13 protein-coding genes are annotated in these 15,158 nt (G+C 66.3%); 5 read left to right on the top strand and 8 right to left on the bottom strand.

Translation table 11 applies throughout. The features are described from left to right. The first annotated feature begins 12 nt into the window (after positions 1-12). The 3 genes from IWX81_RS12935 (at position 13) to IWX81_RS12925 (ending at position 3,281) form a co-directional block, all read left to right on the top strand. Complete coding sequence (locus IWX81_RS12935) at positions 13-1,203, top strand: polysaccharide pyruvyl transferase family protein (protein WP_199281736.1); 1,191 nt, start codon at positions 13-15, stop codon at positions 1,201-1,203. A 210-nt stretch (positions 1,204-1,413) separates the two neighbouring features. Next, positions 1,414-2,436, top strand: coding sequence for a TerC family protein (locus IWX81_RS12930; protein WP_199281735.1), 1,023 nt, complete (start codon positions 1,414-1,416; stop codon positions 2,434-2,436). After that, positions 2,433-3,281, top strand: coding sequence for a hypothetical protein (locus tag IWX81_RS12925; protein WP_199281734.1), 849 nt, complete (start codon positions 2,433-2,435; stop codon positions 3,279-3,281). Before IWX81_RS12930 ends, IWX81_RS12925 begins: the two co-directional genes overlap by 4 nt. Before the next feature lie 199 nt (positions 3,282-3,480). Here IWX81_RS12925 and IWX81_RS12920 read toward each other — a convergent pair whose 3' ends face one another. From IWX81_RS12920 to IWX81_RS12910, 3 genes are read right to left on the bottom strand one after another with little or no spacing between them, the layout of a single operon-like run. Beyond that, complete coding sequence (locus tag IWX81_RS12920; RefSeq protein ID WP_199281733.1) at positions 3,481-5,184, bottom strand: YhgE/Pip family protein; 1,704 nt, start codon at positions 5,182-5,184, stop codon at positions 3,481-3,483. Beyond that, on the bottom strand, positions 5,181-8,108 hold the full coding sequence (locus IWX81_RS12915) for an MMPL family transporter (RefSeq protein ID WP_199281732.1): 2,928 nt from the start codon (positions 8,106-8,108) through the stop codon (positions 5,181-5,183). The genes IWX81_RS12920 and IWX81_RS12915 overlap by 4 nt, the downstream gene beginning before the upstream one ends. Before the next feature lie 43 nt (positions 8,109-8,151). After that, positions 8,152-8,700 carry a TetR/AcrR family transcriptional regulator gene (locus IWX81_RS12910; protein ID WP_199281731.1) on the bottom strand — a complete coding sequence of 183 codons (549 nt, stop codon included), beginning with the start codon at positions 8,698-8,700 and terminating at the stop codon, positions 8,152-8,154. Between the two features lie 385 nt (positions 8,701-9,085). On the opposite strand from IWX81_RS12910, the gene IWX81_RS12905 reads away from it, so the two are divergent. After that, complete coding sequence (locus IWX81_RS12905) at positions 9,086-9,277, top strand: hypothetical protein (RefSeq protein ID WP_199281730.1); 192 nt, start codon at positions 9,086-9,088, stop codon at positions 9,275-9,277. Between the two features lie 2 nt (positions 9,278-9,279). Beyond that, positions 9,280-9,831 carry a hypothetical protein gene (locus tag IWX81_RS12900; protein ID WP_199281729.1) on the top strand — a complete coding sequence of 184 codons (552 nt, stop codon included), beginning with the start codon at positions 9,280-9,282 and terminating at the stop codon, positions 9,829-9,831. Positions 9,832-10,028: 197 nt separating this feature from the next. On the opposite strand, the gene IWX81_RS12895 is transcribed toward IWX81_RS12900, so the two are convergent. Genes IWX81_RS12895 through IWX81_RS12875 form a run of 5 tightly spaced genes read right to left on the bottom strand, consistent with a single transcriptional unit; the run spans position 10,029 to position 15,037 of the window. Continuing rightward, positions 10,029-10,754 (bottom strand): FadR/GntR family transcriptional regulator, encoded by a 726-nt coding sequence (locus tag IWX81_RS12895; RefSeq protein ID WP_199281728.1) that lies wholly within the window; start codon positions 10,752-10,754, stop codon positions 10,029-10,031. After that, positions 10,751-11,539, bottom strand: coding sequence for a 3-oxoacyl-ACP reductase (locus IWX81_RS12890; protein WP_199281727.1), 789 nt, complete (start codon positions 11,537-11,539; stop codon positions 10,751-10,753). The genes IWX81_RS12895 and IWX81_RS12890 overlap by 4 nt, the downstream gene beginning before the upstream one ends. A gap of 24 nt (positions 11,540-11,563) precedes the next feature. Further along, positions 11,564-12,925: an aldehyde dehydrogenase family protein gene (locus IWX81_RS12885; protein WP_199281726.1), complete on the bottom strand. Its 1,362-nt coding sequence runs from the start codon at positions 12,923-12,925 to the stop codon at positions 11,564-11,566. After that, positions 12,922-13,677, bottom strand: a complete 756-nt coding sequence (locus IWX81_RS12880; RefSeq protein WP_334594164.1) for a gamma-glutamyl-gamma-aminobutyrate hydrolase family protein — start codon at positions 13,675-13,677, stop codon at positions 12,922-12,924. Before IWX81_RS12880 ends, IWX81_RS12885 begins: the two co-directional genes overlap by 4 nt. After that, entirely contained in the window at positions 13,664-15,037 is a 1,374-nt protein-coding gene (locus IWX81_RS12875; protein ID WP_199281724.1) for a glutamine synthetase family protein, read from the bottom strand. Before IWX81_RS12875 ends, IWX81_RS12880 begins: the two co-directional genes overlap by 14 nt. Positions 15,038-15,158 lie beyond the last annotated feature (121 nt).

The following is a 15,158-nucleotide window of genomic DNA, read 5'->3' as shown; positions in this document are numbered from 1 at the left end:
AAAGGAGCACGGGTGCCACAGCGAATTGTCGTCATCGGGGATATCGGTGTCGTCGACGGGATGATCCACATCGGCGATGAGGCGATGTTCGAAGCGGCCGTCGATGCGCTGCGGGCACGCGGAATTGTGGACGTGACCGGCGTCTCCACGACACCCGAGGAAAGCGCAGAGCGATACGCCATCTCGGCCGTCCGCACCATCGGGTGGCCGGGATCCCGGGCCGACCGCGAAGACCGGCTCTCACGGGTCGTCGCTGCCGTCTCCTCCCCTGCGGCCCTCGACCCCGACGACCCCGCCCACGCGGTCATCGCAGCCATCAGGGACTCCGATGGGCTGGCCATTGCCGGGGGTGGCAACATGTCGACCCTCTGGCCTCACCACATCTTCGAGCGCGCGGCCCTCGGGCGCATCGCCGTCGCCCTCGACAAACCCGTCGTCATCAGCGGCCAGACGATCGGACCCGAGCTGGATGACGCTGACTCCGCGCTCGTGCGCGACCTGCTGGCCAGCGCTGAAGTGGTGGGGTTGCGCGAACCGAGCTCGTTTGCCCTGTGCGAGCGGTGGGGACTCACCAACCTCACCCAGACGATCGACGACGCCAGCTTCCTGGTCAGCGCTGAGGTGCCCGCATCGTCGACCTACTGTCTCGTGAGCGTCGCCAGCCATGTCGGCGATTCCTCCCGGCCGGAGGTCGTGGCAGCCCTCGCCGTACTGCTGGATAGTGTGGCGGAAAAGACCGGCCTCGAGATCGTGTTCTTCGCCCACTTCGGCCCGCTGGATGGACCCTCCCGCGGTGACGCTGTCATGCATGATGCCGTGATCGCCGCGATGTCCAGCCCGGCCAGGATCGTGCCACCCGTCGACTCGACCACCGGCGCGAGCCTGGCGAGGGGCGCCGCCATGGTGGTCAGCAGCCGATATCACCCCGTCGTCTTTGCCGTTCCAGCGGGCGTCCCGACGATAGGCATCCCCGTCGACGACTACACGGGCGTCAAACTCCGTGGCGCGCTGGGAAACTTCGGCCAGGACGGCCTGCTCCCCGTCGACGAACTGCTGGCGGGCAACGGCGCGGCCCTCGTGGCGAGGCTGTGGGCCGATCGCGATGTCATCCGTTCCGGTGCTGCCACGCTGGCACCAACAGCTCGGGCCGCGTCGTCGGCCTGGTGGGATCGAATCGCGGCGACCTTCGGCGCAGCCAGCTGATTGCAACCGTCCGCTGCCGCCCGCGCGCGACCTGACGGATCTCTTGTACACTGGAATACAACAAGGGGAGTACTCCCGACTGCGGTCGGCCCGTCAATACGAATGCATCGTCGCATTCCGGGCCGCCGGTTCTGAATCGATCATCACTGATCGGTTCGAGCGGAGGAGACCTTGGCGCCACATTCACGCCAATCCCTTTGGAGTACCCTCATGCAGGTCACACCCCTGATCTGGATCATCACCATCGCTGTGACGATCGCTTTCTTCGTCTACGAGTTCTTCGTTCATGTGCGCAAGCCGCACGAACCCACCATTGGTGAGTCTGCCCGCTGGTCGGTGTTCTACATCAGTCTCGCGCTGCTGTTCGGTGTCGGCATCGGCATGGTGTCGGGATGGACGTTCGGCGGCGAGTACTTTGCCGGCTACCTGACCGAGAAGGCGCTCTCGATCGACAACCTTTTCGTGTTCCTGCTCGTGATGAGCGCATTCGCCGTGCCGAAGGCCTACCAGCAGAAGGTGCTGATGATCGGCATCGTGATCGCACTGATCCTGCGCGGTGGCTTCATCGCGATCGGTGCGACCCTGATCGAGAACCTGTCGTGGATCTTCTACGTATTCGGCGCGCTGCTGCTCTTCCTGGCATACCGCCAGGCGTTCTCCAGTCATGAGACCGACCCGGCCAACAACAAGTTCATGCGTTTCGTGCGCCGCCACCTCTCGGTGACCGACGAGTATCACGGTGACAAGCTCACCGTGAAGAAGGACGGCAAGCGCTTTGTCACCCCGATGCTGCTCACCATCGTCGCCATCGGATTCATCGACCTGATCTTCGCGGTCGACTCCATCCCTGCCATCTACGGACTCACCGAGGAGGCGTACATCGTCTTCACGGCGAACGCGTTCGCGCTGATGGGCCTGCGCCAGCTGTTCTTCCTCATCGGCGGATTGCTGGAGCGGCTCGTGTACCTGTCGCAGGGACTCGCGGTCATCCTGGCCTTCATCGGCGTCAAGCTCGTCTTCCACGCCCTGCACGTCAACGAACTGCCGTTCATCAATGGCGGCGAGCCCCTGCTGTGGGTGCCGGAGATCCCGATCTCGTTCTCCCTGCTCTTCATCGGCGCCACCATCGCGGTGGCGACTGTCGCCAGCCTGCTGAAGACCCGCAAGGATCGCCCGAAGGACGACACCCCGCGATCCATCGATCCATCGACCGAGAAGGAGTACTCCGCATGAGCATGTTCTCGAAGCTGACCGGCCTCGCACAGAAGGCCCTCGACAAGTCGGGATCGTCGACCCCGGGCGGCAGCTCTGGCCAGACCGACTGGCGGGCCATCGTCCGCACCGCGGCAGACACTCTCACCGGCGATGGTCGCAACTCCGACCAGGTTCGGCAGCCTGAACCGCAGTACCGTCGTTCCGCGGCCCCGCCAGCCCAGGCAGGTGCGGCTTCTCCCTCGGCGCCGCTCAGCAGCGCCGATCGGGCCGCCATCGCTCGCTACGATTACCTGCTGCAGACGGCAGATCCGCACCAGGTCGAACTCGTGCACCGTGAAGCCTTCGAACGCCTGACCCCCGCGCAGCGCGAGCAGATCCAGCAGCGGATGACCGCGGAACTGCCCGCACACGAACACCCCCGCACGTCGACCGCCGACGACCTCGCCCGCACGGCAGCGAGGACCGAGGCGAGCCGCCCCGGAGTCCTGAAGGGCCTTCTCGCCCGCGCGGGTGGCGGAGCCGGCCGCGGTGTCGGTCGAGGCGCGCTGATCGGCGGAGCCGCGGCCGGAGCCGGCTTCGCTGCCGGTGGCGTCCTCACCGCGGTGGCCGGGGGCGCCATCCTCAGTTCGGTCGCCGGACCGCTTCTCGAACAGGCGGCGAACATCGGAGTGGACTTCGAATCCCTCGCCAATGGCATCGACCTCGAGTCGATCGCGGGCGGTGTGAACCTCGACGGCCTCACCGGAGGCGTCGACGAGCTCGCCACCAGCGCCGGCGATACCGTCTCGGGTCTCGGTGACCAGGTCAGCGAGTTCGGATCCGGCTTCACCCTTCCGGGGCTGGACGACCTCTTCGGGCGCTGATCGGGCGGAGGATGCCCGCAGGGCTCCGCGCTTGGAGCTTTCGGAAATTCAGGAACTGTGAACGAGCCTGACACTTCAAGTACCGCCAGTTCGCCTGCAGTGCACACAGCGTGACCGCTGTTCCTGAATTTCCAACGCCAGCGATCGAATCAGCCTGCCGGTTTGCCCTCCGGGACGCTTACGGGACTGCGCACCCGACCTAGGCAGTGACCGGCGCCAAGCCGAGGGCACTCGCCCGCCGCGAACGCCGCATGGCGACCAGAGCCAGCAGCGCGCTCAGCGCTCCGAACAGGAGCAGGACTGCCGCTGCCGCGACCACCGTTGCCACGCTGCCCGCCGCGATGATCCCCTGCATACCGCTCACGGCATACGTGAGAGGCATCAGCGGACTGACCGTCTGGTACGGCTCGGCGAGGGCCTGGATCGGGTAGATCCCGCCCGTCGAGGTCAGCTGAAGTGCCAGCAGGAATAGCGAAATCACGAGCCCACCGCGGCCGAAGGCCGTCGTCAGCAGGTAGTGGAACGCGGTGAACGCGAGGGCGATGAGCAACGAGAACCCGAGGGTGGCCGGCAGCAGGTTCCACCCGACACCGAGTGCACCGTGCAGCAGTCCGACGAGAAGAACGGCCTGCGCGACGGTGATGAGCCCCGCTCGACCGAGAGCTGCCGACACCAGACGGCCGCTGCGGGCTGTCGATGCGAGAGCCCGCGTGGTGGCAGGACGCATGACGAGGAAGACCGCGAGCGTGCCGATCCACAGTCCCAGCGGAATGAAGAACGTCGCGACCACCTGGCTGAGATCCGACACCTCATTGGCCGTCGACACCGACAACGTGACGGGGTCCGCCACGATCTCGGCAGTGGATGCCGCGGTGTCGGGGTCTCCGGCGGGCACAGAGTCGGCACCGGACTGCAACCCCGTGGCGAGGTCTGTGGCGCCGGTGGCGAGTCCGCTCGCCCCGCTCACGAGTGCGGGCCCGCCTGCACTCAACTGTGCAGCTCCGTCGGCGCTCTGGGAGATGCCGTATTGCACTCCCTCGATGCCGTTGGCGGCCTGCGAACTCAGTGCCGACCCGCCGGCGGCCGCTCCCGCGAGCTGGTCTGTGATGGCACGCAGTCCCCCGGAGATGGCGGGATCGACCGTGGGGTTGGCCTCGATGGCCGGAGTGAGTTGCGACAGCGCACCCGAGAGCTGGGAGACTCCGCCGGTGTAGCTGGTGATCCCGTCGGTGAGGTCGGTCAGGCCGTATGCACCGTCCCGTAGGTCTCTGAGGCCGGTGGCCAGCGACCCGACCCCCGCGGTGTATTGGCCGAGCCCGCTGGACAGCGTTGCCGCGCCGGTCGACAGCTGGGTGGCTCCCTCCGCCGCGGTTCCGAGCGAGGTCCCGAGGTCGCCGAGGCTCGCGTAGATGCCGCCGATGTACTGCGCGGTGATCGTCTTGCCGAAGGTGTCTGTCATGGTTTGGCCCACGACCTGCGCGACAGATCCGGTGAGGTAGCTGTGGGAGTCGTCGGTGCGGATCGAGATGTCCGCCTGCTGCGGTGTGGCGCTGGAGAGCGACAGGATCGACGTCGAGAAGTTGGACGGCACGGTGAGCACGGCATAGACCTCGCCGGCATCGAGCGCTGCCGCGGCATCCTCAGCGTTGGTGATCGTCCAGTCGAAACCCTCAGCACCGGTGAGCTCGGTGACGAGGAGTCGACCGGCGAACACCGGCGTTTCCGTGCCGTCCGGCGCCGTCGTATTCTGCAGGGTGTCGTCGTTCACGATGGCGACGGGGATGCTGTCGAGTGCCTTCTCGCCCTGGCCGAGAGCCCCGACGAAGAGGCCGGTGAACGCGAGGGGGATCAGGACGACCGCGGCGAGGCCGACGCGACGCCAGGTGCGAGTGGTGGTCGTCATCGGACGACTCCTTCCGAGCTGAGTTGCAGTGTCTCCGGCAGGTCGAACGGCCCGGAGAGATCGATGTCAATGTGGGTCCTTCCGCCGGTCGCGTTCGCGAATGACGCGGTGCGGACCAGGCGTGACGCCGGCGGGGTGCCGATGACGATGACCGTCGATGCCGTCGCCAGTGAACACACCGCCGCGACGAATGCGGCTTCATCACGCGGGTCGGCGAACGCATCAAGCTGGTCGAGCATGACCACCGTCGGGTGCTCGGCTATTGCGATCGTCGCGAGGGCGACCGCCCGCTCGAGCTGCGGGAGCCCCACGAGCGTGCTCTCCCTGGTGACCACCGTGCGCCCCTCCCCGAGCACCGAGTTGATCCTGTCGAGCCAGCGCTGCGACTGCCTCGCGATCGTGAACATGCGGTACCAGGGCTGGGTCAGCTCGAGTCGTTCGTCGAGAAGCTCCCCGACCGTGACACCCGGCTCTGACGGCTGGCTTCCGCCGATGTCGGCGAGCGCCACGATCGCGCGCACCGCAGCCGACTCCGATGGCAGTGGATGCCCGCCCACCTGTGCCTGGCCGGACAGTGGTTCGAGCCTCCCGGCCAGCGTCGCGGCCAGCCGTCGACGGTCCATGGCGTCACCGCTGGCGGTCACCACGGTACCCTCGGCGACCGAGAACGTGATGGGCCCGACGCTGTCGTCGGCGGAACCGACGACGAGGTTGTCTGCGCTCAGTACCGCCGTGGATCCTGCGGCCCAGTCGAGGGAGTGCTTGTGTTCGCGCAACTGCTCACCTTCGATGTCGACGTTCGGCAGAAGGCGACCGAGCCAGCGTGGCATCCACCATGCGGCGTTGCCGAAGAGGGTCATGAGCGCGGGAACGAGCGTCATGCGCACCAGGAACGCGTCGAGTGCGATCCCGACCGCCAGTCCCAGTGCGATGCCCTTGATGGTGCCGCTGCCTTCGGGCACGAAGGCGAAGAAGACGAAGAACATGATGAGAGCGGCGGCCGTGACGACGCGCGCGCCGTTCGCGAATCCGGTGCTGACCGAGTGTCTCGCATCGCCGGTCTTGACGAACTCCTCGCGCATGCCGGAGACGAGGAACACCTCGTAGTCCATGGCGAGGCCGAACAGCACGGCCATCAGGATGATCGGCATGAAGCTCAGGATCGGGCCGGGGTTCTCCACATGCAGCAATTCGGAGAACCAGCCCCACTGGAAGATGGCGACCACGATTCCGAACGACGCGACGACGGAGAGCAGGAAGCCGAGGGCGGCCTTGATCGGCACGAGCACCGACCTGAAGACGGCCATGAGCAGGATGATCGACAGCCCGACCACGATGAGCCCGAACGGCACGAGCGCGTTGGTCAGCCGGTTCGAGATGTCGATGCCGATGGCGGTGGCGCCGGTGACGAAGATCGGGGTGTCGTAGCGGGACTCGATGGTCGGGCCGAGCTCCCTGATCGCCTCGACGAGTTCCTTGGTCTCGACCGCGTCGGGAGCGCTCGACGGCGTGACCTGCAGGATCGCGGTGTCGAGGCCCTCATCCGGGATGCCCTGTGAGACGAAGGCGACATCCGGCAGCGTGCGCAGGTCGTCGGCAATCGAGTCGAGATCGCCCAGGATGTCCGTGGTCTGGGTGATGTCGACGGCGACGATGAGCGGGCCGTTGTAGCCAGCACCGAAGCCATCGCTCACGAGATCATAAGCTTCGCGCTGGGTGGAGCCCGCGGGCTCCGATGCGCCGTCCGGCAGGTTGAGGTCGAGGCTCAGGGCGGGGATAGCGAGAGTTCCGAGGATGCCGATTACCGCGATGGTGGCGAGGATCGGGTGCTTCATGACGCCCTTGACCCATCGCATGCCCATGCTCTTCTGCTGTCCGGGTTCTGCGTTGGCGCGCTTCCACGCTCGCGAGCCGGTCTTCGGCGCCAGGCGGCCCTTCGCCAGCCCCAGGAACGCGGGCAGCAGGGTCGTCGCGACCCCGATCGCGATGAGCACTGCGACGGCAGCGCCGACCCCCATGACACTCAGGAAGGGGATGCCCACCACGAGCAACCCGAGCAGGGCGATGATCACGGTGATCCCGGCGAACACGACGGCGCTACCGGCGGTGCCGACAGACATCGCCGCGGATTCCTCGGGGTCTTCCCCCCTGGCCAGCTGGGTTCGATGCCGGGACAGGATAAAGAGCGCGTAGTCGATACCCACCGCGAGGCCGATCATGAGCGCCAGCAGCGGGGCGGAGCTCGACACCGTCGTGAAGGCCGAGAGCGAGATGATCGCTCCCATCACGATCCCGACGCCGATGAGGGCACTGATCAGCGGCATTCCCGCGGCGAGCAGCGACCCGAAGGTGATGAACAGCACGACCCCGGCGAAGAGCACTCCGAAGACCTCGGTCACGGTGATGCCGACGGTGTTGTCCTGGAACACCTGCCCGCCGAATTCGACCCTGAGCCCGTCGTCCTCGGCAACTCCGGCCGTGGCTTTGAGGTCGGCGATCGTCTCCTCTGAGACGTCGGCCGAGGATCCGACGAGTTGGACCCTGATGATCGCCATGTCGCCGTCGTCGCTGATGGCGTCACCCGCGTATTCGCTGAACGGGCTGAGCGCGGAATCGACTCCATCGATGTTTCCGATGGCCGTCACGAGGTTCTCGATGCTGGCTTCCTCATCATCGATGGATGACCCTGACGGGGCCACGACGACGGCCGTCGCGCTGGCTCCCGCCACAGACGGGAACACGGCCTCGAGTCGGTCGAGGGCATCCTGCGACTCGGTGCCGGGGATGACGAAGGATTCCTGGGTCTGGCCGCCGAGCGCGATGCCACCGCCCAGCACGCCGACGATGAGCAGCAGCCACACGCCGAGAACCCGCCAGGGGCGCCGGTACGCGAAGCGGCCGAGTCGGTAGAGAAGAGTTGCCATTGGTGACCCCAGGGTGGTTTCGAGTGTGTCTATCGGGTGGAGATCAGCGGGCGCTGATCGGGACAAGCAGTTCGCTCATGATGGAGATGAGAGCAGCCCTGGTCTCATCAGCGGGAAATTCGAGTCCGTAGGTGGAGGCCGTGCACAACATGTACGCCGCCCCGCCGAGGGCGATACCGAAGCGCATGTTCTCTTCGAGGGACTGGGAGTTATCCGAGAAGAACTGCGCGAGCCGAACGACCAGGGCGCTGGCGCGTTCGATCACGGGAACGTCGACCAGGGACGGGCCCTGGTTGATGAACATGTTCACCTCGAGGCGATACATCAGCAGGAAGTCGACGAAGTCCTCGAGGAATCGCTGGCGGTCGTCGAGGTTGCCGATGGTCTCCAGGGGCGCGAGCACCATCTCCATCTGGTCGATCGCGGGGCTGATCGCAGCCTCGAGCAGGTGCTCTTTGGAGGCGAAGTGGTACAGCACGCTCGACTTCGACACCCCGGCGAGCTCGGCGATGCGCTGCAGGGAGGTCGCCGAATAGCCCGCGGAGGTGAATTCCGCGAGCGCAATGACCCGCAACTCTTCCTGGGTGGACATGGATTAGAGAGTAGCTGACCGATCGGTCAGATCCTTCGGGATCCCGAATCCTGTCAGCTAATTTCCAGTTCGGTACAGTGTCGTCAGCGAGTTGACGCGAGCGCGAAGGTGGATGCGGCCACCGTGAGCGGAGCCACGATCAGCCCGAGACCGACTAAACGCAGCCACGAGACCTCGACACCGAGCGAGGTCAGCCGGTTTCACGAGGCTCTCCGAATCCTCCCGAGTGCCGGCGCGAGCATGAGCGTCGCGAACGCCACCGGCGGGATTCCGCCGAGCTCATGCAGGGTCCCGCCGAGAATAGCCGTCTTCACAATCCTCAGTATCGCCCGGTGCGCGCAGCGGGGTGAACCGGGTAGCGTTGAAGAAAAGCTTCGGAGGCACCGTGCGTAAGTTCCTGTTCAACACAACCCTTCTCAGCGCCGTCGTCGGCGGCTGGGGAACCCTGCAGTCGACCCGGAAGGGTCCCCGTGACTGGCGGCTCATCCTGATGTGGGTCAGCTGGGGTGCGACAGTCGCGATCGCGGTCGGCACGATCGTCAAACAGGCCAACGGCGACGACGAACTGGAACGCTGATCGTGTTCGGGAATTCCTACGGCTGGGGCGCACTCAACCTCGTCACCACGTTGGTCGGCGGTCTTGTCTCCTTCTTCCTGATCCTCGCGACAGCCGCTGTGTTGTTCCTTCTCGTGCGATTCCTGCTGGTGGCGACCACCGCGGCGAAGATCTACGTGGCCAGGAACTCCCCGGCGAAGCCTGCGCCTGCGGCTTCGACGTCTGAACCCGGAGAGCCTTCGGCGCCGTCCGCCCCGTCCTCGGCGGCATCCGCCCCGTCCTCGGCGGCATCCACTCCGCAGAAGGCGCCCGCCGAAACAGTGCTCACCAAAACAGTGCCAGCCGAAACAGTGCCAGCCGCCACGACTCCCGCCTCGCAGGCAACCGCGACAGTGCCCCTGAACGCTCCGGTCACGAAGACTGCCGCGACGAAACCTGCCGCGACGAAACCTGCAGCCGCGAAGCCCGACGTCACGAAGCCGGCGCAGGTTGTTCCTTCCACGACGAAGCCCGTCACCAAGCCCGTCACTAAGCCACGCACCCCGCGCACGCCACCCACTCCGCCCGCGGTCTGACATGAGCGTCACCTTCACGACCGTGCTCGCCCAGTCCCCGGCTGCGCTGAAAGCGGCCATCGCCGCGGCATCCTGACTCCTGCGCGGCCAGAGATTGCGCGAGTGTTCCGCTTTCGTGACCAACAGGCCCGCATATTCCGCAAAAGCGGAACACTCGGCGGCCCGCGCGGAGCTCGAGGGCCCAACGGCGACCGACGTCAGCCCAGGAACGCCCGAAGCAGCGCGGCGGAGCCAGCCAGGTGCTCGCTCATGGCCTCTCCGGCGCGGTCGGGGCTTCCGGTGAGGATCGCGACCACGATGACCTCGTGTTGCTCGTTCGAGTGCGCGATGTTGCGCGCAAGCAGGGGAATCCCGTCCAGCAGTTCGTTGACGTGGGTGCGATTGTCGGCGAGCAGCGGCACGAGCGACGGCGTTCCGGCAAGCTCGGCGATGGTGAGGTGGAGCCGGGAATCGAGCCGGCGGTAATCGTCGACCGAGGAGGCGCCCACCTCTGCGAGTCGCGTCCACAGCAGTTCTCGATCGACAGCCTCCAGCTCGCGGGCGGCAGCCGCACGCGCTGCCCCGACCTCGAGGATGTCGCGGAGGCCGAGCACGTCGTCGATCTCGGCTGCGGTCGGCGGCGACCCATCCGGAACCTCGCGCTGCGGGAGGGGGTCGCTGACGAAGGTGCCTCCGTATCGTCCGCGCCGCGAGACCAGGTATCCGGCCTCCGACAGGGACTTGATGGCCTCGCGGACCGTGTCGCGACTGACGGAGAACCGTGCCGCCAGTTCGCGTTCCGGCGGCAGCACTCCCCCGGGCTCGACGATGCCGAGCCTGATGGTCTGCAGCAGCCGCGCGACCGTGTCTTCGAAGGCGTTGCCGCTGCGCACGGGACGGAACAGCACCCCGTCGGCAAGGCCGCCCGGCGCCGGATCACTCACAGCGGGGTGACGTAGGCCGAGCTGATACCACCGTCGACGAGGAACGTCGACGCGGTGATGAAGCTCGCGTCGTCGCTGGCGAGGAACGCGACGGCGGCGGCCAGTTCCTCGGGCTCGGCGAACCTGCCCTTCGGGATGTGCACGAGCCGCCGCTGGGCGCGCTCGGGGTCACTCGCGAACAGCTCCTGCAGCAGGGGTGTGTTGACCGGTCCCGGGCAGAGCGCATTGACGCGGATCCCCTGCCGGGCGAACTGCACGCCGAGTTCCTTCGTCATGGCGAGCACTCCACCCTTTGACGCGGTGTACGAGATCTGCGAGGTCGCGGAACCCATGACGGCGACGAACGAGGCCGTATTGATGATGGATCCGCTCTGTTGCGCCACCATGTGCCTGAGCGCGGCCCTCGAGCATAGGTACACGCTCTTGAGGTTCACGTCCTGCACGCGGTCCCACGCCGGCAGCTCCGTCGTCTCGATGGAATCGTCGTCAGGCGGCGAGATCCCGGCGTTGTTGAACGCGATGTCTACTGAGCCGTAGGTGGCGGCGGCGGTGTCGAACAGGTTGTTCACCTGGGCTTCGTCGGTGACATCCACCTGGATGAAGAGACCGCCGACCTCGGCAGCAGCGGCCGTTCCGGCCTCCGTGTTGAAGTCGCCGATCACGACGATCGCGCCTTCTGCGGCGAATCGGCGCGCTGTCGCGAATCCGATGCCGCCGGCTCCGCCGGTGATGACGGCGACTTTGCCTGCAAGGCGCTGGGTGAGGTCGATGGGGGTGATGGCCATGGGGGTCCTTAGATTGGTGCTGTATTAGTCGGTGCTGATGAAGACGTTTTTGGTTTCGGTGAAAGCGGCGGCGGCATCGGGGCCGAGTTCGCGGCCCAGACCGCTCTGCTTGAACCCGCCGAACGGGGTGGAGTACCGCACCGAGGAGTGCGAATTGACCGAGAGGTTGCCACTCTCGATGCCCCTGGAGACCCGGATGGCGCGGCCGACATCCCTCGTCCAGATCGAGCCGCTCAGGCCGTAGACGCTGTCGTTGGCGAGCGAAATCGCGTCGGCTTCATCGTCGAACGGCAGCACCGTCACGACCGGTCCGAAGATCTCGTCGGTGACGCAGCGGTCGGTGCGGGATTCGGGCAGCAACACGGTCGGGGCGAACCAGTAGCCCGGCCCGGTCGGGGCGCTTCCGCGGAACGCCACCTGCGCATCATCCGGAACATAGGAACTCACCGAATCGAAGTGCGTCTTCGAGACGAGCGGGCCCATCTCGGTCGCGTCCAGGGTCGGATCGCCCACGACGACTCCCTGCACAGCGGGCTCGAGCAGTTCGAGGAACCTGTTGTAGACGCTTCGCTCGACGAGGATCCTGGATCGGGCGCAGCAGTCCTGCCCCGCGTTCTCGAAGACGGAGTACGGCGCCGTTGCTGCCGCCTTCTCGAGATCGGAGTCGGCGAAGATCACGTTCGCGCTCTTACCCCCGAGTTCGAGCGTGACGGCCTTGACCTGCTCCGCACAGCCTGCCATGACCTGCTTGCCGACGGCGGTCGACCCCGTGAAGACGATCTTCCGCACGCTCTCGTGGGTGACGAAGCGCTCGCCGACGACCGATCCCTTGCCGGGCAGCACCTGGAACAGACCCTCGGGAAGCCCGGCGTCGAGCGCGAGCTCGCCGAGCCGGATCGCGGTCAGCGGCGTCCACTCCGCCGGTTTCAGTACGACGGCGTTTCCGGCCGCGAGCGCCGGCGCGAAACCCCAGCTCGCGATCGTCATGGGAAAGTTCCAGGGCACGATGACGCCGACGACCCCGAGCGGCTCGAGGAAAGTCACGTCGAGGCCCCCGGCGACGGGGATCTGCTGGCCGAGCATCCGCTCCGGTGCCGCCGAATAGTAGGTGAGCACGTCGCGCACGTGCCCGGCTTCCCAGCGGGCCTGTGTGACGGGATGCCCGGAGTTGGCGACCTCGAGGGCGGCGAGTTCCTCGACCGCTCCACCCACGGCGCTCGCGAAATCGCGCAGTGCACCGGCGCGGGCCGCAGGGGCAAGCGCGGCCCAGAGTTTCTGCGCGGCTACCGCCCGTGCGACGGCGTCATCCACCCCCTCGACGGTCGTGTGCTCGATCTGACGAATCGGGGCTTCCGTAGCCGGGTTGACGAGAATGGTGCTGCTCACTTCGAGCCTTTCTGCCGGGCGATGCTGTAGTCGCGGGCCGCCGAGACGAGCCCCTCGAAGAGCCTGATGTCGTCGGGATCCTGCTCAGGATGCCACTGCACGGCCACCCCGAAACGGAGGTCGGGCAGCTCGACAGCCTGCACGGTACCGTCGTCGGTGCGCGCGGTGACGACGAGGCCATCTGCTACGAGGTCGATCGACTGGTGATGGTAGGACTTGCCTATGACGGCACCGCCGATGAGGCCGGCAATGTGGCTGTCGGCATCGACGAGCACGTGATTGTCGACGAACACCCCGCCCCCGGCGTTGTAGCGTTCGGAACCGATGACGTCCGGCAGGTGCTGGTGGAGCGTGCCGCCGAGGGTGACGTTCAGCATCTGGGCGCCGCGGCAGATCCCGAGGAAGGGGAGGTCGCGATCGATAGCGGCGGTGAGAAGCGCGTCTTCCCACGCGTCGCGGTCACGACGGGGTTCGTCTGTGGCCGGATGCGCCGCCTGGCCGTATCGCGCCGGGTCGACGTCTTTGCCACCGCTGATGATGAGCCCATCGAGCCCGTCGAGCACCCGGCCCGCGATCGCGGAGTCGACGGCCTGGGGTGGCAGGAGCACGGCAATACCGCCAGCACGATTGACGGCATCGAAGTAGACCTGGGGCAGGAAAGCGGCTGGCACATCCCAGACTCCGGTCTGCGACTGCTCGAGGTAGGTGGTGAGGCCGATGACGGGCGCGGTGGGTCCGTTAGAAGCGCTCAAAGCCGCGCACCCTCTCCCAGTCGGTGACGGCGGCATCGAATGCGGCCTGCTCCACCCGCGCGTTGTTCAGGTAGTGTTCGACGACGTCGTCGCCGAACGCGTCCCGGGCGATTGCGGACTCCGAGAACAGCTGGGCGGCATCCCGCAGCGTCGTCGGCACCCTGGGGGCATCCGATTCGTAGGCATTGCCCTCGAAGATCGGCTCGAGTTCGAGCTCATGTTCGATGCCGTACAGGCCGCCGGCGATGAGCGCCGCCACGGCGAGGTACTGGTTGACGTCACCGCCGGGAACGCGGTTCTCCACCCTGAGCGAGCGGCCGTGACCGACCACTCGCAGGGCACACGTGCGGTTGTCGAGCCCCCAGGCGACGGCGGTCGGTGCGAAACTGCCAGCGACGTATCGCTTGTAGGAGTTGATGTTCGGGGCGAAGAACAGGGTGAGCTCGCGCATGGTCTTCAGCTGGCCGGCGATCCAGTGCTCCATCAGTTTCGAGAACCCGTGAGTGCCGTTCTTATCGGCCATGACGGGCTCGCCATCCGCACCGACGACAGACAGATGGATGTGGCAGGAGTTGCCCTCCCGCTCATTGAACTTCGCCATGAACGTCAGCGACTTGCCGTGCCTGTCGGCGATCTCCTTTGCACCGTTCTTGTAGACGGAGTGGTTGTCGCAGGTTCCGAGCGCGTCGGTGAACCTGAAGCCGATCTCTTGCTGGCCGAAGTTGCACTCGCCCTTGACGCCTTCGCAATACATGCCGGCGCCATCCATCGAGTTCCGGATGTCACGCAGCAACGGCTCCATGCGCGTGGACGCCATGAGCGCGTAGTCGATGTTGTAGTCGCTCGCGGGCGTGAGAGCCTCGTACTTCTTCTTCCAGGCGTCGCGATAGGTGTCGTCGAAGACGATGAACTCCAGTTCGGTGGCCGCGTAGGGGGTCAGCCCCTTCTCGGCGAGCCTCGCAATCTGGCGCTTCAGTACCTGACGCGGGTCGGGAGGCACGGGAGTGCCGTCGAGCCAGGTCAGGTCGGCGGTCACGATGACCGTCCCATCGAGCCAGGGGGCGCGGCGAAGGGTATCGATATCGGGCATCATCGCCATGTCGCCGTATCCGCGCGCCCAGGACGAGATTTCGTAGCCATCGACCGTGTTGTTCTCGACATCGACCGCGAGCAGGTAGTTACAGCACTCGGCTCCGTGCTCGGCGAACTCCTCCAAAAAGAGTCGCGCAGACACGCGCTTCCCGACGAGCCGACCCTGCATGTCGGTGAAGGCGATGATCACGGTATCGACCTCGTGGGCGGAAACCAGTTCCGCAAGCTCGTCCATCGAAAGGTTGCCCGTGGGTGGCGTCGACGTCATCGATTGCTCCTTTGAATTCGCCGGCAGTCGCCCGACCCGACCATTACACCACAGCCAATTCGACGGGTGCCCGCCCAATGTAACGCGTATTTAACATCCAAAGGTAGACACTGGGTACCAA

The sequence above is a fragment of the Salinibacterium sp. CAN_S4 genome (genome assembly GCF_015752305.1).
GTDB lineage: Bacteria > Actinomycetota > Actinomycetes > Actinomycetales > Microbacteriaceae > Rhodoglobus.
Note: the sequence above shows the minus strand (reverse complement) of the source record. Positions and strands in the feature narration are given on the sequence as shown.